This window comes from Polynucleobacter rarus (genome assembly GCF_003072505.1).
In the GTDB taxonomy this organism is placed as follows: Bacteria; Pseudomonadota; Gammaproteobacteria; order Burkholderiales; family Burkholderiaceae; genus Polynucleobacter; species Polynucleobacter rarus.
Genome location: NZ_NTGB01000001.1, coordinates 2,901,433 through 2,927,694, shown reverse-complemented (window position 1 = coordinate 2,927,694; position 26,262 = coordinate 2,901,433). Strand labels below are relative to the sequence as shown.

The following is a 26,262-nucleotide window of genomic DNA, read 5'->3' as shown; positions in this document are numbered from 1 at the left end:
CCTTTTCATCACTTTTTTCATAGAACTTGGCTTCTCGGTTGTGTTTTATTGCTTTCAAGCTGTCAACTGTTGAGCGAAACACCCAGAGCGGTCAGTGTCATTCAGGCAAAATCAGGTTCTAATATCCAAGGTTCAATGTCCTTTATTCAATCGGGGAGCCAAGTTCAAGTAACTGGCACTTTTTCAGGTCTTAGCCCGAACTCTGAACATGGCATTCATATTCATGAATTAGGCGACTGTAATGCTTTTGATGCATCTAGTGCTGGCGGACATTACAATCCAGGTGGCAATAAACATGGCAATCACAACAGCATTTTTTCTCACGCTGGAGATATGCCTAATATTCAAGTTGATGATCATGGTAATGCTTCTTATATAGCCACTCTCAACCATTTTAGTTTAGTTGGCGAACAAAATATTCTAGGAAGATCCGTGGTAGTTCATCTCAACAAGGATGACTATGTTTCTCAGCCAGCCGGGAACTCTGGGGAACGAATTGGCTGTGGAATTATTCGTTGATCACTATTGCTGAATTAATCCTCTTCCGTACTAGAATTTTCAGAACTACGATTCGTTTGTAAAATTCGGTTAGTCAATTTTTCTAGTGGTCCACCTAGTATTAAAATCAATAAAATCCCGAGTAGCCCAATGATTCCTAGAGAAATTTGGCCGGCTCCGAAAGCAACCCCCATTACTGCACAAACCCAAATACTGGCTGCTGTGGTAAGTCCTTTAATCGAGGCATTTTCACCACGATGAATAATCACACCAGCACCCAAAAAGCCTATGCCAGAAAGAATACCCTGAAAAACATGACTTTGCGCCTGAGCATCACCACCTGTAACCCCTTGCATAATTAAAATAGCCAGAGCAGCGCTTAAGGCCACTAGGCTATGGGTTCGAACTCCAGCTGACTTATGGTGCATCCAACGATTGAGGCCGAGTATTGTGCCACTAACAATCGCTAACAGCAGTCGAATCACAACTTCGTGTATGGGCAGATAAATTTCAAACATTATTTTTCCTCCTTTAATCCAGACCAACCTGGTAAATAGGATGCCTCCGTTTTTTTAGCGCAGTCTAATGCAAGCACAATTGCCTTATCCATGGACTCTTTTATCGTTTTGGCTTTTATATGTAGTCGAAAGTAATCGGCCCACATAAACTCTGCAAATGGAGTGTCTTCTTTGGCATACGCACCTTTATTTCTAGCGAGGCCCGCTAAACTGCGATACGGATCATCTTTAAGTTCGCTGACATGCTTCGGAAGGGACTGATAATCCAATCGGTTACCTTTAGCGTCATAAGGATGGACCCACTGAGAAAATTCCATTACTTTCCAAAAGATTTCTAAATCAAGCCAAGATAAGTCTTTCAAAACGGTAAGTAGAACAGTTTGTTGACCTTCCTGATGTAAAGCTAGCCCTAAATGATGGTGGTCCACAATATAGTATTGTTTGTTTGGACCAATAATACTTGGGAACCAATGCGTATCAATTAACCCCGCTCTTTTTTTCTCAGTTAAGTCAGCCCATTCTTTTCGCTTTGCGATGACTTCTTGATAACCAACTGTCGCTTGCGTGGGTTTGATTTCATCTAAAGCTATTTTCACAAGATGATGATGAACTGGATGCATATTAACCTTTCCTAAAATAGTGAATTATTGAGTTTTGCTTACCATACTTCTTCGTTCAATCACATTTACCTTGAGGAGCCAAACTAGCCCAAGTTATTGTTACGGCTTGATAAAGTGAATTTGCTGGAATAATAATTGGTGATTGTACTTTTGCATCGGGAAATTGATTTAGCTCTTTTTGGCTTGGTGAAATCATGACCATGCCACAATTTTTTACCATGTCTGGATGAACCCATGGGGCTAATTGATAATCTGCTTGGGTAAAAACAAAAATCTTACCTTCATTAAATAGGCTGATAAACCCCGCTTCCCACTCACCGCCTGCAACAATTCTGAGCGGTGAACTTGGATATAAATTTTGCCAATTTGTATGTACCATTTGAGCTATTTCAGGCGCTGGATAATTTCCTCTATTGGAATTTTTGTTAAAACTTGCTTTACCAACGTAGACAATCCCAAAAACGACTTGTATCAGAATGAAGCTGATTAAATATTTCTTTTTAAACAAATGAGAAAGGCGTCCCCTCAGCAAAAAGGCTAGCACGATGGTCAACATCGGCAACATTGGAGTGGACCATCGATAGTAAAGGGGAACACAAATACCAATCACACAAGATAATAAAAAAGGACCAAGACCCAAGTAAATTAAAAACTGCTTGTTCCTTAAAGTTTGTTGTTCAATCACTTTAGGAGTTAACAATCCCAAATCTTGTGGCTTAAATTTCACATAACAGAAAACTGCTGCAATCCATAAGAATAAATGCGCAATGAAGGTATTACCTACATAATCTAATAGTGATAAAAAATTACTCTTGGATTGATCAAGTTCCTCGAATCTTTCTGAGACATAACGAAATGGCATGAAGTCATGTTGAGTTAACCACCATAAATGAGGGCCAAAAACTAATAAAAACCCCAATGTTGCCACCACAAATATCTTTAAATTAACCTGCTCACGCCACTGTTTTGAAAAAATGAGCAGCATTAAAGCACAGGGAACAATAAATGCAGCAGTGTATTTTGACAACGCATTGAGTCCCATCATCACACCCAAAACAAAAGCTAGGCTCACGGACTTTGCTTGTAAAGTCTTATGTAAAAAAAGCAGGCTCCAAGCCCAAAAAGTCATCTGTATTTGGTTATGATTGAAATCTGTAGACCATAAGTGACAATAAATAGTGAGTGCATAGAGGAAAAGCGCAACGATGGCCTCTTTCTCTTCAAGAAACTGACTTGCTAACCAGGCGACTGCGTAGTAGGTGGCACTGATAGCAAGACTAGCGCATAAAAATAAAGAGAGCATGTTTTTGCCTACGATTCCTTGCATGACGGCAACAATCCAAGGAGGCATTGGGGGGTGCTTATAAAATCCCCACTCGAAACTTAAGCTCCAACCATACATTTCCGTTGCATCTAACGGCGGAGCATGATGAGATACCAATGGAACTAAGGTCCAAAAAAACATCTGAAAAAGGATTAAACCCCAAGTAAAACGCGTTATTAATGGTGACACTAGTAACCTTAAAGAAATAATTTTGTATTATTGTTAATCATCGATATTTCTATACAATTAAATTAACAGATTTCTTCTAGTTTAACCCCATAGAATCCGCATTTTGAACCCTTTTTAAGTTGCTATGAATCCAACTCCTATAGAAATTATTGCAACCGCTATTTTTGGCATTGCAATAGCTCATACTTTTTCAGTCTCTTTTTTTGAAAAGTTGTCCAAAACTCATCCGCAACATGCTGGGCTTTTCCATCTTTTAGGTGAAGTAGAAGTTGTTTTTGGTTTTTGGGCGTTGGTACTCGTTTTGATGCTTTCAATTCTTCAAACCTCCAAAGATGCCGTTCATTTTGTCGAAGATCAAAACTACACGGAAGCATTGTTTGTTTTTGCGGTAATGGTCGTCGCGGCGAGTAAACCAATTCTAACTTTTGCTAATACGGGTATCAATGGCGCTGCACAACTGGTTTCTAGATTTACACCTATTCCTGTAAATACAGTCATTTTCTTTCTTAGTCTATCTGTTGTTCCATTAATGGGGTCTTTGATTACCGAACCAGCTGCGATGACTTTAGCTGCTCTATTGCTGCGTGATCGATTTTATAAAGTGGGTCTGCCCATCAAATTTCAATATGCCATTATTGGCGTCCTATTTGTAAATATTTCCATTGGAGGTACCCTCACTAATTTTGCCGCCCCACCAGTTTTAATGGTTGCGGCAGCGTGGGAGTGGTCCACTCCTTTTATGTTTACTCATTTTGGCGATAGAGCGGCATTAGCAGTCTTCGTAAATGCCTTATTAATCACTATTATTTTTCGCAAACACATTCCAATTGAATTTAAAGAGTCGCCTGCTGAGAGTATGCCCATTACGGTGATTTTTGTGCACTTATTGTTTTTAGCAGCCGTGGTCGTATTCGCCCATTACCCTGCCGTATTTTTATGGCTTTTCTTATTTTTCTTGGGCTTTACTAATGCTTACTCAAAATACCAAAATCCATTAATCCTACGTGAAGCCTTACTTGTTGCATTTTTCTTGGCCGGCTTAGTTGTTCTCGGTAGTTTACAAAAGTGGTGGTTACAACCAGTCCTAGAAAGTATGACGCCGACGGTTGCCTTTTATGGAACAGCAGCCCTTACAGCTCTAACAGATAACGCTGCATTAACTTATTTAGGATCGCTAGTAGAAGGTACATCTCAAGAATTTAGGGTGGCATTAGTGGCTGGAGCGGTAACTGGAGGAGGTCTAACTGTGATTGCAAACGCTCCGAATCCTGCCGGTATATCTATTTTACGCGAGTACTTTAATGGCAAAGTTGTCAATCCGACTTATTTATTTTTAGCAGCACTAGCCCCTACTCTAGTTGCTGTGATTGCCTTTAGGTTCATCTAACAGGATTTCGAAGCATTTGTTTAATTGAAGATAGACTGTTAGAATGTGCGTTTGCCCCCAGTTTTAACCACTGAGAACGGCCCTCGCTATGAAAAAAGTATTTATTAAAACCTTTGGTTGCCAAATGAACGAGTATGACTCGGAGAAAATGGCAGATGTATTACAGTCACAAAGTGGCTATACCTCCACTGACAATCTCGACGAAGCTGATATGGTGTTACTCAACACCTGTTCGATTCGAGAAAAAGCCCAAGATAAAGTTTTCTCCGACTTAGGTCGATTGAGAGATCTAAAAACACAAAAACCCAATTTAATCATTGGAGTCGGTGGCTGTGTAGCGAGTCAAGAGGGGAAACAAATTGTCAATCGAGCTCCCTACGTAGACTTAGTCTTTGGTCCTCAGACGCTACATCGCCTCCCCGCCTTAATTAATGAGCGTCAACGCTCTGGTCGTTCACAAGTTGATATTAGTTTTCCAGAAATTGAAAAATTTGATCACTTGCCTCCTGCCCGGAAAGATGGCGGAGCAGCATTTGTTTCAATTATGGAAGGTTGCTCTAAATACTGCACCTATTGCGTTGTCCCTTTTACAAGGGGTGAGGAAGTTTCTAGACCTTTTGAAGATGTCTTAGTAGAGGTTTCAGGTTTAGCAGCGCAAGGAGTCTGCGAGATTACCTTACTGGGTCAAAATGTGAATGCTTACTTAGGCAAGCTCAATGACCAAACGGATTTGGCTGACTTTGCGATGTTACTTGAATACATCTCAGATATTCCTGGTATTGAAAGAATTCGTTACACAACGAGTCACCCGAAAGAATTTTCAAATCGCTTGATACAGGCTCACGCCACCTTACCGAAGCTCGTCAATCATTTACATTTACCTGTGCAACATGGTTCAGATAAGATTTTGATGGCAATGAAGCGTGGTTACACAAGTCTAGAATATAAAAGCATTATCCGTAAAATTCGGCAAGTCAAACCGAATATTCCTGTTTCAAGTGACTTTATTGTTGGTTTCCCAGGGGAAACGGATGAAGACTTTTTACAACTAATGAAGTTGGTTGAAGATATTAAATTTGATAATAGTTATTGCTTTATTTTCAGTGCTAGACCCGGCACTCCTGCTGCAAACTTAAAAGATGATATTCCTCGTCAAGTAAAGGTGAAACGACTCCAAGAACTGACCTCCCTCATTGATGAGCATATTTTGACCATCAGTTTGTCAATGGTTGGTGCAACCGAGCGGGTCATGATTGAAGGGATGGCTCGTGATGGAAAAAAATTGCAGGGTCGTACAGAAAATAATCGTGTTGTGAATATTGATTTGCCAAGTGATACCAATGCGCAAAGACTCATTGGCAAAATGACTCCGGTTTTATTTACTGAAGCTCTAGCGCATTCGCTAAAGGGTGAGCTAGTTCTCAAACACTCTTAAAGTATCGTCATGCCCTCTAAAAAGTATCAAGTAAACACACAATTTGCTACCTCTGCTTTAGAAAATAAGTGGGGTGAATTACTAACGGATGCTCAATTAAAAAAATGGATCAAAGCGGCATGTCAATTGCCGTTTGAATTTACTCTACGTTTTGTCAATGCAAAAGAAGGCCTTTTACTAAACCAGATGTATCGTGGTGAAGACCATGCCACGAATATCTTAACTTTTTCACTCAACGATTTAAGTAGTGACCTGAGTGATCAAACTCTTATGGCAGATTTTGTATTTTGTGTGCCGGTTATAGAAAAAGAAGCAAAAGTACAAGGGAAGCAACTTCTTCATCACTTTATTCATTTATTGATTCATGGGGTATTGCATGCGCAAGGCTTTGATCATGAAGATCCAATCGAAGCGCATGCAATGGAAACGCTTGAAATTGCAATATTACACAGATTAAAATTAGAAAATCCCTATATCTGAACACTAATCAGGTAACCTATATAAATGACCGAACCAGACCCTAAAAGTTTTTTTAATCGCCTAACTAGCCTTTTATCTTCAAAACCTGAAACGCAGGCTGAAAAGCGCAAGGATTTAATTGAAACCCTGCGTCTAGCAAAATTAGAGGGATTAATCGACTCGGATGCTCTCTCAATGATTGAGGGCGTATTTCAGGTAAGCGAGTTGACAGTCAGAGATATCTTGCTTCCTAGAGCACAGATTGATTGGGTTGATATTCAAGACCCAATCGATAAGATTGTGCCCTCTGTCATCGAGGCTGCTCACTCACGTTTTCCTGTCTTTGAAGGTGCGCGAGATAATGTAATCGGGATTTTACTTGCTAAAGACTTACTGCGTCATGCCATTGATAAAGATTTTAATTTACGTGATTGGCTCAGACCTGCTGTCTTTATTCCTGACTCCAAACCACTAGGGGTTTTACTCAAGGACTTTAGAAGTAATCGTAATCATTTAGCGATTGTGGTGGATGAATATGGTGGTGTTGCTGGTATTGTGACCATTGAGGACGTCTTAGAACAAATTGTTGGTGATATTGAAGACGAACACGATATTGATGATGAGGCTGATAACATTGTCTCCACTTCAGATGGAAAGTTTCGAATTCGGGGAATGACAAGTCTTGAACAAATTAATGAAGTACTTGACACCGATTTCCATGACGAAGATATTGATACGATTGCTGGGCTTGTGATTCAACAAGTTGGGCGAGTTCCCAAGCGCGGTGATGTGATTGAAATCGGTAATTTGGTATGTGAAATTCAACGTGCCGATCCAAGACAAATTCATATCCTAGTCATCCAGAAAAAGACCACTCTAAATCCTTAAATGCTACTTTACCGGGCCTATCTTTATTCCTTTTTGATTGGAATTACTACTGCAGCAGTAGGTAATTTCAGCAATGGGGCCTGGTGGCAAATGCTTTTACTGGCGATTTTTTGGCGACAGATTCATCAACATCATTTTCACGGTCTCAAAACTCAAGTTACCTTAGGTTGGCTGTTTGGACTTGGCTATTTTTGCCAAGGTATTTGGTGGCTATATGTCAGCATGCACGATGTCGGTGGGATGCCAGCTCCCATGGCGGCAGGAGGTGTTGTCTTATTAGCGGGTTTTTTAGCGTTTTTTCCGACCCTTGCAGTAGCACTAGGTGCAAGGTTTTATAACCAGTCTAATAGTGCCATTGCTTGGGCAAGCGCCTGGACTATTGCCGAGTGGTTACGAGGGAACATTCTCACCGGATTTCCCTGGATTGGTTTTGGCGATGCGCAAATTAATGGGCCGTTTCAGGGGTTAATCCCTATTTTCGGGGTCCTAGGCGCCACTTTTGCAACCATTTGGGGTGCTTATAAAATTGGCAGTGCGCCGGGACGACTTTTCTTACCTTTATTTTCATTAGGCTTTGCCATTGCTATTTGCTCATTATTTGAAGGGGTTGAATTTACAAAGCCTGTTGGGAAAATGCTTGAGGTTCGGTTATTTCAAGGGAACTTTCCGCAAACGATGCAGTATGACCCTGTTGCGATAAATAAACAAAATAATTACTATTTCAATGGTTACCTGAGTAAAGCGGCTGATTTAACAGTTGGACCTGAGACAGCAATTACTTTGCCAGAGAATTTAATCCCAACAGACTGGGTAACAAATTTACAAACTCATTTAAACGAAACAAAAGGCTACGTTTTAACTGGCCTCATTGGGATGAATGGGGATCAATACTCTAATCGCGCGAAAGCATATGGTCCGAACGGAGAACTATATACCTATGACAAATCGCACCTAGTGCCTTTTGGAGAATATATCCCACCAGGTTTTGAATGGTTTATCCGCGCAATTAGGGCACCTCTTTCTCAATTTACTATGGGTACAAATGCTCAGCCTCATTTAAAAATAAAAAGAGGGGATGAGCCAGATATATCCGCCGCGATCATGATTTGTTATGAGGATGTTTTTGGGGCTGAAATTGCCCAAAGAATTCGTCAATTTCCCGCATCAGCCCCCAATATGCTCATCAATTTAACTAATTTAGCTTGGTTCGGCGATACCTCTGCTCCTTGGCAACATCTTCGATTGGCTCAATTACGCTCGCTGGAGACGGGTTTACCCACTATCCGCGCAACCAACACCGGAGTCACGGCAATTATTAATGACAAGGGTAAGGTCGTTTCTCAATTACCCGTATTTACGCAAGGGGTCTTGACAGGCTCGGTTCAGGCTAGAAGCGGTATTACCCCTTATGTACAGTTTGGAGATTTGCCAATTTTACTTTTATCCATCATCACCCTAGCGCTCAGTTGGCGTAAAAAGAAACAACTTACGCCTTCAAGCTCCCGAGCAACTGTACTCTAAGGTTAAAATAGTCGAATTATGCTGACATTTCAAGAAATTATCCTCACACTCCAACAGTATTGGAGCAACCAAGGTTGCACCTTATTACAGCCTGTCGATCTAGAAGTAGGTGCTGGTACTTCCCATACTGCTACATTCTTAAGAGCCATCGGCCCAGAGCCGTGGAAAGCCGCTTACGTTCAACCATCTAGAAGGCCTAAGGATGGCCGGTATGGTGAAAATCCAAATCGACTTCAACATTATTATCAGTTTCAAGTCGTATTGAAACCCTCTCCTGAAAATATCCTAGAGCTCTATTTGGGCTCACTTGAGGCATTAGGTCTTGATTTACAACAAAACGATATTCGTTTTGTTGAAGACGATTGGGAAAATCCAACACTTGGCGCTTGGGGTCTTGGTTGGGAAGTTTGGTTAAATGGTATGGAAATTACGCAGTTCACCTACTTTCAACAAGTTGGTGGCTTAGACTGCAAACCAGTACTTGGTGAGATTACTTATGGGATTGAGCGTTTAGCAATGTATTTACAATCCTGTGAAAACGTTTATCAACTGCAGTGGACTCCAGAAGTAAGTTATGGTGATGTATATCATCAAAATGAAGTTGAACAATCTACTTATAACTTTGAATACTCAAATACTAGTTGGCTATTTGAGCAATTCACTAACTATGAAGCTGAAGCGAAGAGATTGATGGCAATCCCATTAGCATTGCCAGCTTATGAAATGGTGTTAAAGGCTGCTCATACTTTTAATTTACTAGATGCCCGCGGAGCTATTTCTGTTACAGAAAGAGCTGCCTACATAGGAAGAATTCGGAACTTATCGAAACAAATTGCACAGGCTTATTTCGAGTCTCGTGAAAAGTTAGGTTTTCCAATGTTGAAAAATACTACTTTAAATACGGGAGTGAAATGATGCGTATCGCTCCTTTATTGATTGAATTATTAACCGAAGAATTACCTCCAAAATCTTTAAAAAAATTAGGGGAAAGTTTTTCTCAAAAAATCTTTGATCAACTAGCTCGCCTTGATTTATTGGCTCCTAACGCAAGTTTTCAATCTTTTGCAACACCAAGAAGACTCGCAATCTTAATTGATCAGGTCTATGAAAAGTCGAGCGATAAAGAAGTAAAAGAAAAGTTATTACCTGTTTCGATTGCTCTAGATGCAAACGGAAATCCTTCAGGACCGTTGCTAAAAAAATTAGCTTCCCTTGGAATCACTGAGCCGAAATTAAACGAATTTGAGCGGATTGGTGAAGGTAAAAACGAAGCATTTTATGTCAGCTTAACCAAGCCAGGTATTGCTCTCTTGGAGGGTGCGCAAGAAGCTTTAACCACTTCGATTGCTGCGTTGCCCATTGCTAAAACAATGCATTATCAGCTTCATCCTGGCACACCAGAAGAAGTTCCAGTGCAGTTTGTTAGACCCGTACATGGTCTCATCGCACTATTTGGTTCAGAAATCATTCCTTTAACAATCTTTGGTCTTCATGCTAGAAATACGACTTTAGGTCATCGGTTTTTATCGAAAGGGCCTATTGCAATTCATGATGCCAATGAATATGAAAATATTCTGATTCAGCAAGGTAAGGTATTACCTAGTTTTACTGGTCGTTTAGAAAAAATCAGACAAGATTTAATCTCAACAGCTGGTACTTTAAATGTTTTGATGCCACAAAGTTTATTGGAAGAGGTAAATTCCTTAGTGGAGTGGCCAGCGGTCTATGCCTGCGCATTCGAAAAGGAATTTTTAGAAGTTCCTCAAGAGTGTCTTATCTTAACAATGCAAACGAATCAAAAGTATTTTGCTTTGACAGATGCTCAAGGTAAATTAGTAAATCAATTCTTAATTGTCTCCAACATCACCACTACAACACCTGAAAAAATTATTTCCGGTAATGAAAGAGTCGTGCGTCCGAGACTCTCCGATGCTCGTTTTTTCTATACTCAAGATCGTAAACGAAAGTTATTCGACCGAGTGCCTGAATTAGCGAAAGTGGTTTATCACAATAAATTAGGTAATCAACTAGAGCGTATCCAACGTATTGAGGTGATTGCAAAAGAGATTGCTGGACAAATCGGGACAGCTGAAAATGATTTAGTCGCACGATCCAGTCGGGCAGCTTTAATTATTAAAACGGATTTGCTAACGGATATGGTGGGTGAATTTCCCGAGTTACAAGGCATCATGGGCACCTATTACGCAAATCATGATCAGGAACATCCTGACGTCGCCTCTGCTTGTTCTGAACACTATCTACCGCGCTTTGCAGGCGATGTTTTGCCAAGTACGACGGTCGGTACAGTATTGGCGCTAGCAGACAAACTAGAGACGATTATTGGCATCTGGGGAATTGGTTTGTCTCCTACTGGCGAAAAAGATCCCTTTGCCCTAAGACGTCATGCCCTCGGTGTTTGCCGGTTATTAGTAGAAAAAAATCTACCACTCAATCTCATCACTCTATTAACCCAAGTTAAAAAAGCCTTTAATTTTGAAGAAGTACAAAAAAATGCTGACTTAGGGATGATTACCAACTTTGTGATGGATCGACTCAGATCCTATTTAAAAGAGCAAAATGGTATTACTTACTCTTCCGAAGAGGTAGAAGCAGTTTTGGCGAATTGTGCTGGTGATTTAACTAAATTACCCGAAAAACTCAATGCCGTTAGATCTTTTTCGCAAATGGAAATGGCTAGTGATTTAGCAAATGCCAATAAGAGAATTAGTAACATCTTGAAGAAAAATGATTTGCCACTGCCAAGTCAAGTTGATGTCTCTTTACTTACAGCTAATGCAGAAAAAGAGTTATTTAAAGAGATGACTTTAGTGACACCACAAATTGATCAAGCAATGCAAGAATCTGACTTTACGAAGTCTTTACAGCTTTTAGCCCAATTAAGTTCTGCGGTTACTGGTTTTTTTGCAGATGTCATGGTGAATGATCCTGATGTGCAACTCCGAGGGAATCGACTGGCACTTTTAACTCAACTCCATCAGCAAATGAGTAGAATCGCTGACTTAAGTTTGCTAGCAAAATGAAGACCTTAAATAACAAATTGGTCATACTGGATCGTGATGGTGTCATTAATTATGACAGCGATGATTACATTAAATCGGTTGATGAGTGGGAAGCGATTCCAGGAAGCTTAGAGGCGATTGCCAAATTAAACCAAGCGGACTATAAGGTGGTCATTTGTACCAATCAATCTGGTATTAGTCGCAGGTTATATGATGTTGATACCCTCAATGCAATGCATGAAAAAATGTTTCGCCAATTAGCGCGCCATGGGGGAGAAATTTCCGCTATTTTCTTCTGTCCTCATGTAGACGAAAACAATTGTTCTTGTCGTAAACCAAAAACTGGTATGTTCAAGGATATTATTGAGCGCTTTAGTTTACAAAATGAACTAAATGGTATTCCAGTCGTTGGTGACTCCCTGCGAGACCTTATTGGTGCAGTTCAGTTGGGTGCAGAGCCGCATTTAGTTCTTACTGGAAAAGGTATACCGACTCGAGAAAAAGGTGGGCTGCCACCTTATACAGCAATACATGAAAATTTATCGGCCTTTGTTGAGCACTTTTTGCGAGTGAAACAATGTTAAGACTTCGCTCAGGAATTTTCTTTATTGCCCTCGTGATTTATACGATTCTTTATTCAAGTTCCTGTTTTGTTGTATTTCCTTTTCTTTCACTGACAAACCGTTACAACTATGTAAGAGGTTGGTCTGCTGGAATTTTATGGTTTCTAAAAGTAATTTGTAATATCACCTACGATATTCGTGGCATGCAAAATGTCATTATCAATCAGGACAAGCCCGTCATTCTTCTTTCCAAGCACCAATCGGCATGGGAAACGATAGCCTACATCTCATTATTTCCCAAGCAATTATGTTACGTGTTCAAAAAAGAGTTATTAAAAATACCTTTTTTTGGTTGGGCGATGGCGATGCTACGAATGATTCATATCGATCGAAGTCAACGCGATAAAGCAGCGATTGCAGTAGCAGAGCAAGGGAAAGTTCGTTTATCTGAAGGGTGTTGGATCATCATCTATCCAGAGGGAACCCGAGTTCCTGTCGGCAAGCAGATCGTGTACCAAAAAGGGGGTGCAAGGTTAGCCGTCAATACGCAAGCCAACGTGATTCCTATTGCTCACAACGCTGGGCATGTTTGGCCCAAGAATAGTTTTTTAAAATACCCTGGGGTGGTCACACTTTCGATCGGTCCTTTAATAACGACCGCGGACAAAAATCCTTCTCTTGTTTTGAAAGAGGTAGAAGCTTGGATTGAAGCAGAAATGCGTGTAATCGATCCTAGTTCCTACTAAATGATTCGATCTTCCTTTGGTATGTTCGCCAATTTAGTTGCCCACTCAAGATAAGTTTCTACGGGAATATTTTGCGCACGCGATTTTAGGGTGTCGGCATCTAACTCTAAGAGATGTTTTAAGTGACCTAGGTTATTAGCAAGCATTTTCCTACGTTGAGAAAAAGCTAGGGCTACTAGCTTTTCTAAAACATTGAAGGTTTCAGTTGGAATTTTCACATTCTTTTTTGGCCACATTGCCACAATTGCTGAATCAACTCTTGGCGGTGGCTCAAAAGACTCCGGGGGAACTTCAAAGCAATTTTCAAGATGGTAGACAGTTTGTAACATGACAGAGAGTCGGCTATATTCTGATTCACCAGGTGCCGCGACCATTCTTTCAACGACCTCTTTCTGCAACATAAATACTTGTTCATCTACATATTCAATAGCGCTAATTAAATGAAAAAGTAATGGTGATGAAATATTGTAAGGAAGATTACCCACTACTTTCACCCCACCTTTATTCCCTTCATCTATAACGCTTGATTTAGCCGCTTGCGCCCATTCACGAAAATTAAATTGCAAAACATCCATCGCGTGGATTGTTAATTTATTAATCTTTTTTGCTTCCCAAAATGCAATCAAGTCTCGATCTATTTCAACTACTTCTAGTTGAGGTAGATGATCAAGTAGGGGATAAGTCATGGCACCAGTTCCCGGTCCAATTTCAATCACACGGTCCTGAGCTTTGGGGTCGATACGATTTACGATAGAACGAATAATGCCCTGATCGGTTAGGAAGTGTTGACCGAATCGTTTACGCGTTTGATGTGCCATGCTGTGCCAATTCAAAAGCTAATTCAATGGCAGAAACCATACTACTGATTTCTGCTTTTCTTTTACCAGCAAGGGTTAAGGCGGTACCGTGATCTACCGAAGTTCGAATGATAGGTAAGCCAAGTGTGACATTCACTCCCTGCCCAAAACAAGCCAATTTAAAGGGCGCCAATCCTTGGTCATGATACATGGCAATGAAAGCGTCTACTTCTGAGAGTCGCGAAAGATCAAAAAGTGTATCTGCAGGATAAGGGCCAGTAACATCGATAGCTAGGTCCTTGGCTTGGTTAATTGCTGGCTGAATTATTTCTATTTCTTCCATGCCTAAATGACCTTCCTCACCTGCATGAGGATTTAAGCCCGTTACTTTTAACCGAGGATGTTTAATGCCAAATTGATCTTTTAAAGCTTGATGGACTATTTGAATTGTTTCTAAAACTGCCTCATAAGTAATTGCATCTGGGACTTCACGCAATGGAAGATGTGTGGTCACGAGAGCGACTCGAAAATCTTCTTGAAGGTTTGTTACTGTGCAGTCCTTACCACTTAACATCATTACTACACGCTTAACCTGCATTTTTTCCGCGAGATATTCAGTATGCCCCGTAAATTGAATGCCAAATTCATTTATGACACTTTTTTGCAGCGGAGCAGTAATCATTGCATCGTAAGTTCTACTTAGGCATCCATCGATGGCATGATCCAGTAAGCTCAACACATACGGGGCATTATGAAGATTTAGTTGTCCGAAAACATTAGAAGCCAATAACGGTATCTGTTTTATTTGCAAACGGCTAGCCATAGCAGGGTCGATATCTAGTTCTGTTTGATACTCTTCAAATAAAGACCGGTCACCTAAAATCGTAATATTTACATGAGGGACCCGTTTTAGGAATGCCAACGCACCCCAAAAACTCACTTCTGGTCCGATACCTGCTGGCTCACCTGATGTAATAACTAAATGAATATTTTTTGGGGTCAAAATGATTTTTCAGGCACAAATGGTGGACGATACTCAATCGTAGCATTGTCTTTTAATTCACGAACCCAATCTTGATAAGCTTGATCTAAACGCTCTTGTCGCAAGGCATTTTTCGCATATTCTTTTTGTTGGTTATAAGTAATTTCTTTAGTTTGTTTATTCACAACTTGTAATAAGTGCCAGCCATAACTTGTTTCAAAAGGTTCGGTTATAGAATTTGGCTTAGTATTCTTAATCGCATAGTCAAATTCAGGTAAAGTTTGACCGGCAGATATCCAACCAATATAGCCCATATTCGGCGCAGTATCTTTGTCATCAGAGAACTTCTTAGCTAAATCTCCAAAATTAGCATTTTTATTTTCAACTTGTAATTTATAAGCTTTTAATTTTCTCTCTAAACCTGCGTCGCTAACTCCCGCTTTTTTAGCAAGCATGAGATGTCGAAGCTCAGCTTGTTCAATTTGAACTGATTGACCTAAAGGAATTTCAACAGAGGTTGGTGGTGGATTGACCGTTTTTCCACCTTTTCGGTCTAGCAGTTTAACAATATGAAAACCTGCGGAAGTTCTTAAAATTGTTGGGGCTAACTCTCCGGCTTGTAACTTTGCCGTAGCATCAATAAAAATCTGAGGTAGTCGGTCCAAAGTCCTGTATCCGAGATCTTGAACCTTTACAGTCTTATCAACTTGAACCAGACGATTCACAAAACTAATAAATTCTTTTTCATTTTTTACTCTTTGAAAAATATCCTCCGCTTTTGCTTTGGCTGCATTTAGCTCTTGACGAGAATCCGTATCTTTAGTTGGTACTATTATTTGAGTGATATACAAAGTCTCCGGGAGATTTGAACTTGCAACCGGAACAGGGTTTGGATTGACGTTATTATTCAACCGAGAAGCAATGTAGTCGTTTACATCAGAATCAGAAACTTTTACTCTATTTTCAATCAGCCTCTCGCGATACCTTGTAATCAAGATATCTCTTCTTAAAGTCTCTTTAAATTTTTCAAGGGACTGGCCGCTTTTTTCAAGGGATTGTGCAAGCTCAGCAACTGTCATTTTCCTTTGCGCTAGCACGTTATTAAAAATTGAATCAAATTCAATGTCACTAATCTTAAAATTTACATAGGAAGCTTCTTGGAAGATGACACTCTCTTCAACTAATTTATCTAAGACGGATCGAATGAGAACATCCTCGGAAGGTAAGGGGCGCTTGTTTTCACTTAATTGTTTTTTTACCAGTTCAATGCGATCTTTTAAGTCTTTTACGGTAATCACCTCTCGGTTGACTGTTGCAATGACTCGGTCCACTTCGTTCTTATCTAAGCTTAAGTTAATTGAACTGGCTTTTTCAACTGGAGCTTGAACAATCTGGGGCGCCGGTTCAGCTTTCACATTTTTATTAGTAGATTTTAAGGCTGGTTTGCCAGGCTCTGCAGCCAAGGTAGTTACTGAAAAAAAGGCACCAATTGTCAAAACGGATAATAGTCCATTTAACAACCATTGTTTAAGCATTCGAGTCATAACGTTCCAATAGATTTATTTTGTTTAGATTTTAAATGGAAATTAAGAAATTCCCTATTCATAAGATTCAAACCTTGATAATGGCAGGGGTTTTTGGTCAACCGGGATATAACCTGGGATATTTAATCTCATAATATCAATTGGATTGTTACCAAAACCACTCAACCCCTTGAACTCCAGTTGGAAAAAGATTTGGCTGGTTGAAACTTGAGAGGTATTCACAAATCGATTGATGGCTACCCGAAATGCCCAACAATCCTGATCATACTCAAAGCCGGCGAGTGTATTTAAGGTTTGTCCGGTGACTTGATCAAAATTCCAGCGACCAATTCCATATAAAGATTTAGTTAATGGCCATTGTCCTGATAGTTCGTATTGAAAAATGGTGGTAGTCATTAAAGAGGGGTCAAGGGTATAACGATAACTGGCGTTTAACATCTTTCTTGGGGCGGGCCGCCAACTTGCTGTAATCGAAGATTGCACTACTCGATTTAGGTTTTGGTTATATTCACTAGCGGCATCTAAATTGATATTTCCATCCAAACGCGTGGCAGCCCCAACTAATAAATTCGAATACGATGGCACGACAGTTTGGTCGCCATAAAGACCCACTCTCTGACCACTAATGTCAAAGCGCTGGGCGATTACGCCTCGAATTCGCTCCACGCCAGTTTCAGACTCTAATATTTTTGCTGTAAAGCCGGCAGTAACTTTATTATTATCAGCTACACGATCGTTACCCACAAAAGTATTTTCTGAAAAGATTTGGGCAATTCCAAAACCTGCCGAGGTAGTATCAAACAGAGGAATCTTGGTTTGATCCACATAAGGTGTGTAAACATATAAAATTCGTGGCTCAATACTCAACAAAATATTTTTACCAAAAATAGATTTGAGCTCTGGGGCATCTCTTTCAAAAAACATGCCAGAATCAAGACTCAGAGTTGGTACAGCAAAACTTTGAGTCATTCCTGGGTAGTTAGTATTACCTAACATACTGTAATTATTTGCTCGGAAACTGATTTTGGGCGTAATGAAATACCCTGGGTCAACAAATGGCATACTAACGCCGGTATTGACGAAAGCGCGATCTGAAGAAGAATAACCTCTGTTCGGTATGGCCAATCCTGGCGGATCTAAAGGTCCGCTATAGGTAAAACGCGTTACATTACCGACAAAACTGACCGATGTACCAAAATAATCGAGATTTTTATAGGTGGCACTAATTTCTGGTTCGCGGTCATAAGGCGCCAATACCAAATTAAGAGGATCGGGTTGCAAGGTTTGGAATTTTTGCACCCTCGCCAAGATATTCCAGCCATTTAGATAATAGTTCACCCCGGCCTCTTGAGTATATTGACGGGTAATAGCTTGTCCTTGGTTTCTAGCTAAATCATCGGCATAAAAGTCATCGGAAACTCTACTCACATTGGCATAGGCATTCAAGCCAGGGGATACTAACTGTTGATGACGCACCGTGTAGGCCCAACGATTTGATTGCAAAACAGCGTCATTGGGTAAATATTCAGCTTGTAGAATGCCAGAATAACTAGGCTCTAAATAGCGGTATTCGCCACCTAACTGCTCACCCCGTTTTGACATGTACCTTGGGTAAATTGTTAAATCACGGTTTGGTGCAATATTTAAATAATAAGGCGTAGTAACATCCAGTCCAGAATTGGAGCTGACACCAGCAGTTGGAACTAAAAATCCAGATCTGCGCTCGCTGCCCATCGGAAATGAATAGTAAGGAAAATACAAAATAGGTGTATCAAAAAAATGAAGGACGCCGTTGTCACCTGTTGCATCATCCTCAGATTGGTCAATTAACATTGAACTTGAGGAAAAATACCAATCTAAGTTTTCTGGGCTACAGGTTGTGTAAGTAGGCTTCGTTAACAGTGTTCTATTCCGATCTAAAAACTCAGCCCGTTGTGCTCGACCGAAGGATCGATTATCTCTAAATTCATAAACAGGTTGATCTATCCAACCTTCTTTGGCATCTAACTTAAACTCAGATTGAGGTCCTGTAAAACTCGAATTTTTCTTACGAAGCAGTGTATTGCCTTTAGCATTGACAGTATCCGTATCGATGTTGTAAGTAATTTCATCACCCTTGAGCACGATGCCATTTTTACGAATCTCCGCATTTTCTTTTAAGACAATATCCCGTTCAGTAACACCGTCGATGGTTTTACTCTTAGAAAAAGTAATTGCTTTATCATCGGTTTGATCGTCGTGCTCAACCAATTTATCATCTAATATTAGTGATAATGGCTTTGCGGTAACCTTCGTTTGTGCCTGGCTGACGTCTGACCACCCTAAAACCAACATAAGAAAAATCGCTACCCCCAAATAGGTGGTAGGACTTTGGTATTCTTCAGATAGGCTGGGGTATGATTTTGACATTAAACTCTCTAACACCCTTATTATACGAATCAATTATGCCGAATACACGACTTCAACAATTAAACCATTGGTTAGAATCATTACCGGAAGCTCTAAAGCTTAACTTATCTTCTCTTGAGCCGGCTTCGAGTGATGCGAGTTTTCGGCGATATTTTCGAATTTTAACCAATCGAGATGATTTTCCTAGTTTAATCATTATGGATGCACCCGTGGATAAGGAGGATGTAAGTCCATTTATCAACGTCGCACAACTCTTATCCGAGGCTGGTTTAAATGTGCCTCAAGTTATACATATCAATCAAAAAGAGGGCTTCTTACTCCTCAGCGATCTAGGCAATACCACTTATTTATCTGCCCTTAATCAAAGTACTGCGAATCACCTCTATCAAGAAGCAAATAAAGCGTTAGTTTGCATCCAAAGTAAGGCGAATGCGAGCAATCTTGCTCTTTATGATGAAGCACTTTTACAAAGAGAAATGGATTTATTTCCGCAGTGGTATTTAGGTAAGCATTTAAATTACACGCTAAGTCCAACAGAATCCCAAGCGCTGTCGAAGATCTTTCAGCAACTGAATCAGAATATCTTGGCTCAACCTCAGGTTTTTGTGCACCGCGACTTTCATAGTCGAAATTTAATGGTCACACCAGAAAATAACCCTGGGATTTTAGATTTTCAAGATGCGGTAAAGGGGCCTATTACTTACGATTTAGTCTCCCTGTATAGAGATGCATATATTGCTTGGGATGAAGAGCAACAAGTTGACTGGGTGATTCGTTACTGGGAACTGGCGCGAAAAGCAAGTTTACCGGTCCATGCTGACTTTGGTGACTTTTACCGCGATTTTGAATGGATGGGTCTGCAGCGCCACTTAAAAGTTTTGGGGATTTTTGCAAGGCTTTATCATCGAGATGGAAAAGATGGGTACCTAAAAGATTTACCGCTCGTTTTAGAATACACTGAAAAAGTAGCGCAAAGATATATTGCGTTTAAGCCTTTAATTAGAATACTTGATGCGTCTAAAAAATTTGTACGGCCCGATGGCTTTACCTTTTGAGAAAAAGCAATTAATTCATGCAACTATTTAATGCCAATATTCCTGTAATGATTCTTGCGGCGGGTCGCGGGGAAAGAATGCGTCCGCTCACGGATCACTTACCAAAACCTTTATTAGAGATTCATGGCAAAAGCTTACTTGCCTACCATCTCGAGGGATTGAGCAGTAACGGCTTTGACCGTGTCGTCATTAATCATGCCTGGCTTGGGCAAAAGATTGAAGATGCGCTACAGAATGGTCAACAGTTTCACTTAAATATCTCCTACTCTCCCGAAGAAGAAGCTTTGGAAACAGCCGGTGGTATTGCTAAAGCGCTGCAATTACTCAACCCTGAAGATTACTTTTTGGTGATCAATGGTGATGTTTTTACACCCGATTTTCCTTTTCAAAGGATCTTTGACTTAGTCGAGCAATTTAGGGCGGATATTGATCAAGATGCGCCAGCTTTGATGGCTCATTTGTTTTTAGCTGCTAACCCTATCCATCATCCAAAGGGCGATTTTTATCTCAATTCTCCCTATATTTTTTCTGATGAGCAGTTGGCAAATAATGCCCTTTCACAAAGTAAATATACATTTACAGGTATTGGTATTTATCATAAGGATCTATTTCAATCAATTACCCCTGGTGCCAAAGCTCCTTTAGCACCTCTATTAAAAAAAGCAATGGGCTCTATGTTGGTTGAAGGTGAACTTTTAAAAACCACTTGGCATGATGTTGGTACCCCTGAGCGACTTTTAGAACTGAATAAAGTACGATGAAAACTAAACTAATCCCTCCTCAAGAAATCTTTGTAGCTAGGCGTTTCGCGCTCGTAAAGCGAGTTCGAGCTATTTCAGAAAATAGTATTGTGATTCTTAATACTGCGCCAGAAGTCGCTCGTAACCGTGATAATGAATATGCTTACCGACACGATAGCGATTTTTACTATTTAACTGGTTTTACTGAACCAGAGGCTTTTTTAGTCATTCAAACGATTGGTGACAAAACCACCACTCATTTATTTTGCCGTCCGAAAGATTTAGAGCGTGAAATTTGGGATGGTATTCGCTTAGGTCCAGAAGCCGCCCCTGAAGAACTCGGGATAGATTATGCCTATTCCATTGCAGATTTAGATACCAAAATGCCCGAGCTGATGACTGGATTTGATCAAGTATTCACCAGAAACCATACCAATGAGTTAATGGACGAGTATTTAAGAAAATGGACTGGTGAATTAGCTAAAAAATCACGTTTAGGTATTTCTAAACCTAGTGTATTTCAGGATGTTGAATGCCTCATTCACGACATGCGGCTGTTTAAAGACGAGAGTGAAATTGCCACCATGCAACAAGCCGCTTGGATTAGCTCTCAAGCCCACCTTGCTGCGATGAAACGGTCGAAACCAGGTCTCAAAGAATACCATCTTGAAGCAGAAATTCTATACACTTTTAGAAATCATGGTTCAGAGTCGGTCGCCTATAACAGTATTGTGGCCACCGGTGAAAATGCCTGTGTCCTTCATTACAGAGCTGCGGATAGTATCTTAAAAGATGGCGATCTTTGTTTGATTGACGCTGGTTGTGAACTATTAGGCTATGCCTCAGACATCACTAGAACCTTTCCAGTCAATGGCAAATTTAGCCCAGCCCAAGCGCAAGCTTACAACCTCGTTTTAGCTGCGCAAGAGGCTGCGATTGCCAAATGTAAAGTAGGTGAAAGTTTTCAAGCGCCCCATGATGCAGCCCTTGAAGTTCTAACAAAAGGTTTATTCGAAATGGGTATTTTGAACCAACAACAGCATGGTTCCATTGAGAGTGCTATCGAAAATAAGGCCTATCAGCCCTACTACATGCATCGAACTAGTCATTGGCTAGGTATGGATGTCCACGACGTAGGTTCTTATCGTGAGCTCAACGACCCTAATAAGGCTTGGCGAACTTTACAGCCAAATATGATTTTGACGGTGGAGCCAGGTTTATATTTCAGACCAAGCAAAGAGATTCCAAAAGAATATTGGAACATCGGTATTCGGATTGAAGATGATGTCGTGATTACCACTGGCGAGCCATTAATTTTGTCGCGGGATGTCCCTGTCACCGTTTCGGAAATTGAAGCATGGATGGCACAGTCGTCATAAAGAAGATTCATGCAAAATAATTCAAATCAGCTCAAGCCACTCTCTTCACCCCAAGTTGCCATTCTAGGTGCAGGTCCAGTGGGACTTGCTTGTGCCATATTATTGTTAGAAAGAAATCCGGATTTAAATCTAGAGTTGTTTGATAAATTTCAGGAGTCTAATGAGCTCATTGCTCAAGGAGATGAACGTGGCATCGCCATTTCTGAGGGGTCAAAACAATTACTAGAATCCATCGGTGCCTGGAAGCTTGAGGCGCCCGCAATTCATGAGGTTCATATCTCCCAGCGTCACCATTTTGGACAAACTGTCATCCGAAGAGATGAACTCCAAAAGGATGCCTTAGGTTATATCGTTCGTTATAAAGACATTCATTTACAACTTCGACTTCGCTTACAAGACCTGCAGAAGGAATGTAAAAATTTTAATTGGCAATTTTCGTCCACTCGAAGTTATTTTGAAGGGATGCCTGCCTCAACCTGTTGTATCCATGCTGAAGGTGGATTGTTTCACGAACAAGCTGCTAAAGACGCTCGCACCGATTATGGGCAATCAGCCTTAATCGGGTGGGTTCAAACTAGAGGAGTTTCTGAGCATATTGCCTGGGAACGTTTTACCTCTGGAGGTCCCTTAGCACTACTTCCTCATCATCAGGGTAAAAATGCCCGTAATTTGGTATGGTGTGCATCGCCTGAACGAGTAGAAGAATTAAAAAACTTGGATTCGAAGCAATTCTTAATAGAACTGCAAGAAGCATTTGGCTTACCGGTTGGTGAGTTTTTAGAAATTCATGATCGCCGCAGTTACCCATTAGGTCTAAACATCAGAGAAAGTATTATTAAACAAAACCATGTATGGATAGGTAATGCAGCGCAAACACTTCATCCGGTGGCAGGACAGGGATTAAATTTGGGTTTAAGAGATGCAGCAACCCTTTCCCAATGCTTAGGGCCAGTCTATCTCAGTATGAACGATCCACAGTTTGAGGTTTTAAATCAAGCTTTAGTTGATTATGCTCGTTTAAGAGAAAAAGATCGACGAGCCACTATTGGATTAACTGACCTCATGGCGAGGGTATTCGCTACTGACTTAGCGCCGATTGTTATTGCCCGAGGTTTGGCATTGTCGATTTTGCAATGGATTCCGCCCTTAAAAAGTGCCATTGCAAGACAAATGATGTTTGGACAACGTTAAGGTTCAAAGTCTGCCCAATTTTTAGGCAATTTAGGTCTTTTATGATAAAGTCCTAGATTCTATATTTTTCTAAACAACGAACTTCTGCGATTGATACCATTTTGCAAATTGGTCCTCACAAACTTTCTAATCGATTATTTGTTGCCCCGATGGCAGGGGTAACGGATCGACCTTTCAGACAGCTTTGTAAGCGTCTAGGTGCTGGTTATGCAGTCTCAGAAATGATTGCTTCTAATGCAATGCTTTGGAACAGTGAAAAAACACTTAGACGAGCGAACCATGAAGGCGAGGTGAATCCTATTTCGGTACAAATTGCTGGTGCTGATCCAGAAATGATGGCACGTGCGGCAATCCTCAATGTTGAGCGAGGGGCCCAAATCATTGACATCAACATGGGATGTCCTGCTAAAAAGGTTTGTAATGTTGCATCAGGTTCAGCGCTTCTGCAAAACGAACCTCTGGTTGAAAAAATTCTGCTAGCAGTAGTCAATGCGGTTGGTTATCCTCATGGCGATATCCCGGTTACATTGAAAATTCGAACTGGTTGGGACCGTGAACATAAAAATGCCATTCGTATCGCAAAAATTGCTCAAGATTGTGGAATTACCATGTTAACGATTCACGGTAGGACAAAAGCTGATTTGTATCATGGCGAAGCAGAATACGAGACCATTGCTGCAGTGAAAGCAGAAATTAGTATTCCCGTAGTGGCTAATGGCGATATCAACTCCCCAGAAAAAGCGAAGTATGTTTTAGAGTACACGCGTGCAGATGCTGTAATGATTGGTCGTGCTGCTCAGGGCAGACCTTGGATTTTTCGAGAAATTGATCATTATTTATCTACTGGTCAGCATTTAATTGCACCAACGATTGCTGAAATCTCCCACATCATGGAAGAACATTTAATAGAGCACTATGAGTTTTACGGCGAGTACGTTGGATTAAGAACGGCGCGTAAACATATTGGTTGGTATTGCAAAGGGTTGCGTAATTCCCATGATTTTAGACATCACATGAACACGATTGAATCCTGTACTGAACAATTAAGTGCTGTGAAGAATTACTTTTTAGAATTAGCCCAATACTCAACCCATATCGAGTATTTAGAGGCCGCTTAACAAATTATATTTTTATAATGACGAAATCAACCAAACACCCTGTTTCAGAAGTACTTGAAGTGCATATACAAAGATATCTCGATGATCTTGGTGAAATCCCTCCTAGTAATATTTATCCGATGGTACTTACTTTTATCGAAAAGCCCCTTTTAGAACTTGTGATGAAGCATGCCAACCAGAATCAATCTTTAGCAGCAAAGTACTTAGGTATGAATCGGAATACTTTGCATAAAAAACTCGTTGAGCATGGTCTCCTTTCAAATTAATTTTTTTACTTTACTTCCCTGGAATATTTATGATTCAAACCGCTCTCATTTCAGTATCTGACAAATCTGGTATTGTTCCCTTTGCTAAAGCACTTCATGAGAGGGGTGTACGACTTATTTCTACTGGTGGTACCGCTAAATTATTAGCTGAAAACCATTTACCTGTAGTTGAAGTTTCAGAGATTACACAATTTCCAGAAATGTTAGATGGTCGTGTTAAGACGCTTCATCCAATGGTGCATGGGGGCTTACTAGCGCGTCGTGATGATCCGAAACATTTAGCAGCGCTAGAAGCGCACGGGATTAAAACAATTGATATGTTAGTTATCAATTTATATCCTTTTGAAAAAACAATTTCTCAACAAGAGTGTAGCTTTGAAGACGCGATTGAAAATATTGATATTGGTGGTCCAGCAATGCTGCGCGCTGCCGCCAAAAATCATCAAGATGTGACTGTCCTCATTTCACCAGATGACTATGCTGATGTTTTAGCAGAAATGACCGCTAATCAAAATCAAATTTCATTTAATACAAATTTTCGTTTAGCAAAAAAAGTCTTTGCGCACACAGCCAGATATGACGGCGCCATTGCTAACTATTTATCTTCTTTACCTGAAAACCTAGAACACTCAGCACGTTCAAACTATCCACAAACACTACAAATGAGTTTTAACCGTGTGCAGGAATTACGCTATGGGGAAAATCCACATCAATCAGCTGCCTTTTATCAAGATGTGAATCCAGTACCTGGAGCACTTGCGAATTTTGTTCAGTTACAAGGTAAAGAGTTGTCTTACAACAATATTGCTGATGCGGACGCAGCTTGGGAATGTGTTAAAAGCTTTGGTCATTCGCTTGAGGACGGAGTGCCAGCTTGTGTGATTGTGAAGCATGCCAACCCATGTGGTGTTGCCATTGCAGCATCTGCGGTAGAAGCTTATCAAAAAGCGTTTAAAACGGATCCGACTTCGGCATTTGGCGGCATTATTGCCTTTAATCGTCCTTGTGATGAAACATGTGCCCAAGCAGTGACTAAACAATTTGTGGAAGTCTTAATTGCGCCTAGTTTCACGCAAGAAGCCTTGGCAATACTTTCAGCTAAACAAAATGTGCGTGTCTTGCAGATTGAATTAGCACAAACTGTCAATGCTTATGATTTAAAACGCGTTGGTGGCGGTCTTCTATTACAGACACCTGATGTCAAGAACGTTCAACCAAATGAGCTTACCGTTGTCTCAAAACGCATTCCCACACCAAAAGAGATGACCGAAATGCTATTCGCATGGCGCGTCGCTAAATTTGTTAAATCGAATGCGATTGTTTTTTGTGCGGATGGAATGACTTTAGGAGTTGGGGCTGGTCAAATGAGCCGCATTGACTCGGCAAAAATCGCTGGTATTAAAGCACAAAATGCTGGTCTTAGCCTCATTAATTCTGCCGTAGCTAGCGACGCCTTTTTCCCATTTAGAGACGGCCTAGATGTAGTCGTTGCAGCAGGTGCTACTTGCGTTATTCAACCGGGTGGAAGCATGCGCGACGATGAAGTTGTTAAAGCGGCAGATGAACACGGTATTGCGATGGTCTATACCGGCACCCGCCACTTTAGACATTAA

General features: G+C 40.6%; 24 protein-coding genes. 17 read left to right on the top strand and 7 right to left on the bottom strand.

Annotation, left to right across the window (positions count from 1 at the left end; translation table 11 throughout):
* The first annotated feature begins 69 nt into the window (after window positions 1–69).
* A complete protein-coding gene (locus tag AOC35_RS14370; protein ID WP_245898528.1) occupies window positions 70–519 on the top strand; it encodes a superoxide dismutase family protein in 450 nt (149 codons plus the stop codon).
* Between the two features lie 14 nt (window positions 520–533).
* On the opposite strand, the gene AOC35_RS14365 is transcribed toward AOC35_RS14370, so the two are convergent.
* The 3 genes from AOC35_RS14365 to AOC35_RS14355 are packed head-to-tail and all read right to left on the bottom strand — an operon-like array spanning window position 534 to window position 3,149.
* Entirely contained in the window at window positions 534–1,016 is a 483-nt protein-coding gene (locus AOC35_RS14365) for an MgtC/SapB family protein (RefSeq protein WP_108648295.1), read from the bottom strand.
* Window positions 1,016–1,636: a ParB-like protein gene (locus AOC35_RS14360; RefSeq protein ID WP_108648293.1), complete on the bottom strand. Its 621-nt coding sequence runs from the start codon at window positions 1,634–1,636 to the stop codon at window positions 1,016–1,018. Before AOC35_RS14360 ends, AOC35_RS14365 begins: the two co-directional genes overlap by 1 nt.
* A 55-nt stretch (window positions 1,637–1,691) precedes the next feature.
* On the bottom strand, window positions 1,692–3,149 hold the full coding sequence (locus tag AOC35_RS14355) for a glycosyltransferase family 39 protein (protein WP_159077607.1): 1,458 nt from the start codon (window positions 3,147–3,149) through the stop codon (window positions 1,692–1,694).
* Window positions 3,150–3,273: 124 nt separating this feature from the next.
* On the opposite strand from AOC35_RS14355, the gene AOC35_RS14350 reads away from it, so the two are divergent.
* From AOC35_RS14350 to AOC35_RS14310, 9 genes are all read left to right on the top strand, one after another.
* Window positions 3,274–4,536: a putative Na+/H+ antiporter gene (locus tag AOC35_RS14350; protein WP_108648289.1), complete on the top strand. Its 1,263-nt coding sequence runs from the start codon at window positions 3,274–3,276 to the stop codon at window positions 4,534–4,536.
* Between the two features lie 88 nt (window positions 4,537–4,624).
* Window positions 4,625–5,971 carry a tRNA (N6-isopentenyl adenosine(37)-C2)-methylthiotransferase MiaB gene (gene miaB / locus AOC35_RS14345; protein WP_108648287.1) on the top strand — a complete coding sequence of 449 codons (1,347 nt, stop codon included), beginning with the start codon at window positions 4,625–4,627 and terminating at the stop codon, window positions 5,969–5,971.
* A gap of 9 nt (window positions 5,972–5,980) precedes the next feature.
* A complete protein-coding gene (gene ybeY, locus AOC35_RS14340) occupies window positions 5,981–6,451 on the top strand; it encodes an rRNA maturation RNase YbeY (protein ID WP_108648286.1) in 471 nt (156 codons plus the stop codon).
* 24 nt (window positions 6,452–6,475) lie between these two features.
* On the top strand, window positions 6,476–7,318 hold the full coding sequence (locus AOC35_RS14335; protein ID WP_108648284.1) for a CorC family transporter: 843 nt from the start codon (window positions 6,476–6,478) through the stop codon (window positions 7,316–7,318).
* A complete protein-coding gene (gene lnt / locus AOC35_RS14330) occupies window positions 7,319–8,839 on the top strand; it encodes an apolipoprotein N-acyltransferase (protein ID WP_108648282.1) in 1,521 nt (506 codons plus the stop codon).
* An 18-nt stretch (window positions 8,840–8,857) separates the two neighbouring features.
* Entirely contained in the window at window positions 8,858–9,754 is an 897-nt protein-coding gene (gene glyQ / locus AOC35_RS14325; protein ID WP_108648280.1) for a glycine--tRNA ligase subunit alpha, read from the top strand.
* 5 nt (window positions 9,755–9,759) lie between these two features.
* On the top strand, window positions 9,760–11,880 hold the full coding sequence (glyS, locus tag AOC35_RS14320) for a glycine--tRNA ligase subunit beta (RefSeq protein ID WP_211307573.1): 2,121 nt from the start codon (window positions 9,760–9,762) through the stop codon (window positions 11,878–11,880).
* A complete protein-coding gene (gene gmhB, locus AOC35_RS14315) occupies window positions 11,877–12,443 on the top strand; it encodes a D-glycero-beta-D-manno-heptose 1,7-bisphosphate 7-phosphatase (RefSeq protein WP_108648276.1) in 567 nt (188 codons plus the stop codon). Before glyS ends, gmhB begins: the two co-directional genes overlap by 4 nt.
* The gene (locus AOC35_RS14310) at window positions 12,437–13,168 is read left to right on the top strand and encodes a lysophospholipid acyltransferase family protein (RefSeq protein ID WP_108648274.1); all 732 of its coding nucleotides are present in this window, start codon (window positions 12,437–12,439) and stop codon (window positions 13,166–13,168) included. Before gmhB ends, AOC35_RS14310 begins: the two co-directional genes overlap by 7 nt.
* Here the strand turns inward: AOC35_RS14310 and rsmA are convergent.
* Genes rsmA through AOC35_RS14290 form a run of 4 tightly spaced genes read right to left on the bottom strand, consistent with a single transcriptional unit; the run spans window position 13,165 to window position 18,900 of the window.
* Window positions 13,165–13,986, bottom strand: a complete 822-nt coding sequence (gene rsmA / locus AOC35_RS14305) for a 16S rRNA (adenine(1518)-N(6)/adenine(1519)-N(6))-dimethyltransferase RsmA (RefSeq protein ID WP_108648271.1) — start codon at window positions 13,984–13,986, stop codon at window positions 13,165–13,167. The two genes, AOC35_RS14310 and rsmA, sit on opposite strands and share 4 nt — an antisense overlap.
* Window positions 13,967–14,968, bottom strand: coding sequence for a 4-hydroxythreonine-4-phosphate dehydrogenase PdxA (gene pdxA, locus AOC35_RS14300; RefSeq protein WP_108648270.1), 1,002 nt, complete (start codon window positions 14,966–14,968; stop codon window positions 13,967–13,969). Before pdxA ends, rsmA begins: the two co-directional genes overlap by 20 nt.
* A complete protein-coding gene (locus AOC35_RS14295) occupies window positions 14,965–16,491 on the bottom strand; it encodes a peptidylprolyl isomerase (protein ID WP_108648267.1) in 1,527 nt (508 codons plus the stop codon). The genes pdxA and AOC35_RS14295 overlap by 4 nt, the downstream gene beginning before the upstream one ends.
* A gap of 54 nt (window positions 16,492–16,545) precedes the next feature.
* The gene (locus AOC35_RS14290) at window positions 16,546–18,900 is read right to left on the bottom strand and encodes an LPS-assembly protein LptD (RefSeq protein WP_108648265.1); all 2,355 of its coding nucleotides are present in this window, start codon (window positions 18,898–18,900) and stop codon (window positions 16,546–16,548) included.
* Between the two features lie 35 nt (window positions 18,901–18,935).
* Between AOC35_RS14290 and AOC35_RS14285 the strand changes: the two genes are divergently transcribed.
* The 7 genes from AOC35_RS14285 (at window position 18,936) to purH (ending at window position 26,262) form a co-directional block, all read left to right on the top strand.
* Window positions 18,936–19,955 carry an aminoglycoside phosphotransferase family protein gene (locus AOC35_RS14285; RefSeq protein ID WP_108648865.1) on the top strand — a complete coding sequence of 340 codons (1,020 nt, stop codon included), beginning with the start codon at window positions 18,936–18,938 and terminating at the stop codon, window positions 19,953–19,955.
* 17 nt (window positions 19,956–19,972) lie between these two features.
* Window positions 19,973–20,716, top strand: a complete 744-nt coding sequence (murU, locus tag AOC35_RS14280) for an N-acetylmuramate alpha-1-phosphate uridylyltransferase MurU (RefSeq protein ID WP_281259294.1) — start codon at window positions 19,973–19,975, stop codon at window positions 20,714–20,716.
* Complete coding sequence (locus AOC35_RS14275; RefSeq protein ID WP_108648263.1) at window positions 20,713–22,074, top strand: aminopeptidase P N-terminal domain-containing protein; 1,362 nt, start codon at window positions 20,713–20,715, stop codon at window positions 22,072–22,074. The genes murU and AOC35_RS14275 overlap by 4 nt, the downstream gene beginning before the upstream one ends.
* A 9-nt stretch (window positions 22,075–22,083) precedes the next feature.
* Window positions 22,084–23,265 carry an FAD-dependent monooxygenase gene (locus tag AOC35_RS14270; protein ID WP_108648261.1) on the top strand — a complete coding sequence of 394 codons (1,182 nt, stop codon included), beginning with the start codon at window positions 22,084–22,086 and terminating at the stop codon, window positions 23,263–23,265.
* 101 nt (window positions 23,266–23,366) lie between these two features.
* A complete protein-coding gene (dusB, locus tag AOC35_RS14265; RefSeq protein WP_108648259.1) occupies window positions 23,367–24,383 on the top strand; it encodes a tRNA dihydrouridine synthase DusB in 1,017 nt (338 codons plus the stop codon).
* A 17-nt stretch (window positions 24,384–24,400) separates the two neighbouring features.
* The gene (locus AOC35_RS14260) at window positions 24,401–24,649 is read left to right on the top strand and encodes a helix-turn-helix domain-containing protein (protein WP_108648257.1); all 249 of its coding nucleotides are present in this window, start codon (window positions 24,401–24,403) and stop codon (window positions 24,647–24,649) included.
* Window positions 24,650–24,678: 29 nt separating this feature from the next.
* Entirely contained in the window at window positions 24,679–26,262 is a 1,584-nt protein-coding gene (gene purH, locus AOC35_RS14255; protein WP_108648254.1) for a bifunctional phosphoribosylaminoimidazolecarboxamide formyltransferase/IMP cyclohydrolase, read from the top strand.

Coding starts and splice junctions, on each gene's coding strand:
- AOC35_RS14365 (WP_108648295.1), bottom strand. CDS start 1,016: ATGTTTGAAATTTATCTGCCCATACACGAAGTTGTGATTCGACTGCTG.
- AOC35_RS14360 (WP_108648293.1), bottom strand. CDS start 1,636: ATGCATCCAGTTCATCATCATCTTGTGAAAATAGCTTTAGATGAAATC.
- AOC35_RS14350 (WP_108648289.1), top strand. CDS start 3,274: ATGAATCCAACTCCTATAGAAATTATTGCAACCGCTATTTTTGGCATT.
- miaB (WP_108648287.1), top strand. CDS start 4,625: ATGAAAAAAGTATTTATTAAAACCTTTGGTTGCCAAATGAACGAGTAT.
- ybeY (WP_108648286.1), top strand. CDS start 5,981: ATGCCCTCTAAAAAGTATCAAGTAAACACACAATTTGCTACCTCTGCT.
- AOC35_RS14335 (WP_108648284.1), top strand. CDS start 6,476: ATGACCGAACCAGACCCTAAAAGTTTTTTTAATCGCCTAACTAGCCTT.
- lnt (WP_108648282.1), top strand. CDS start 7,319: ATGCTACTTTACCGGGCCTATCTTTATTCCTTTTTGATTGGAATTACT.
- glyQ (WP_108648280.1), top strand. CDS start 8,858: ATGCTGACATTTCAAGAAATTATCCTCACACTCCAACAGTATTGGAGC.
- gmhB (WP_108648276.1), top strand. CDS start 11,877: ATGAAGACCTTAAATAACAAATTGGTCATACTGGATCGTGATGGTGTC.
- AOC35_RS14310 (WP_108648274.1), top strand. CDS start 12,437: ATGTTAAGACTTCGCTCAGGAATTTTCTTTATTGCCCTCGTGATTTAT.
- rsmA (WP_108648271.1), bottom strand. CDS start 13,986: ATGGCACATCAAACGCGTAAACGATTCGGTCAACACTTCCTAACCGAT.
- AOC35_RS14295 (WP_108648267.1), bottom strand. CDS start 16,491: ATGACTCGAATGCTTAAACAATGGTTGTTAAATGGACTATTATCCGTT.
- AOC35_RS14290 (WP_108648265.1), bottom strand. CDS start 18,900: ATGTCAAAATCATACCCCAGCCTATCTGAAGAATACCAAAGTCCTACC.
- AOC35_RS14285 (WP_108648865.1), top strand. CDS start 18,936: ATGCCGAATACACGACTTCAACAATTAAACCATTGGTTAGAATCATTA.
- murU (WP_281259294.1), top strand. CDS start 19,973: ATGCAACTATTTAATGCCAATATTCCTGTAATGATTCTTGCGGCGGGT.
- AOC35_RS14275 (WP_108648263.1), top strand. CDS start 20,713: ATGAAAACTAAACTAATCCCTCCTCAAGAAATCTTTGTAGCTAGGCGT.
- AOC35_RS14270 (WP_108648261.1), top strand. CDS start 22,084: ATGCAAAATAATTCAAATCAGCTCAAGCCACTCTCTTCACCCCAAGTT.
- AOC35_RS14260 (WP_108648257.1), top strand. CDS start 24,401: ATGACGAAATCAACCAAACACCCTGTTTCAGAAGTACTTGAAGTGCAT.
- purH (WP_108648254.1), top strand. CDS start 24,679: ATGATTCAAACCGCTCTCATTTCAGTATCTGACAAATCTGGTATTGTT.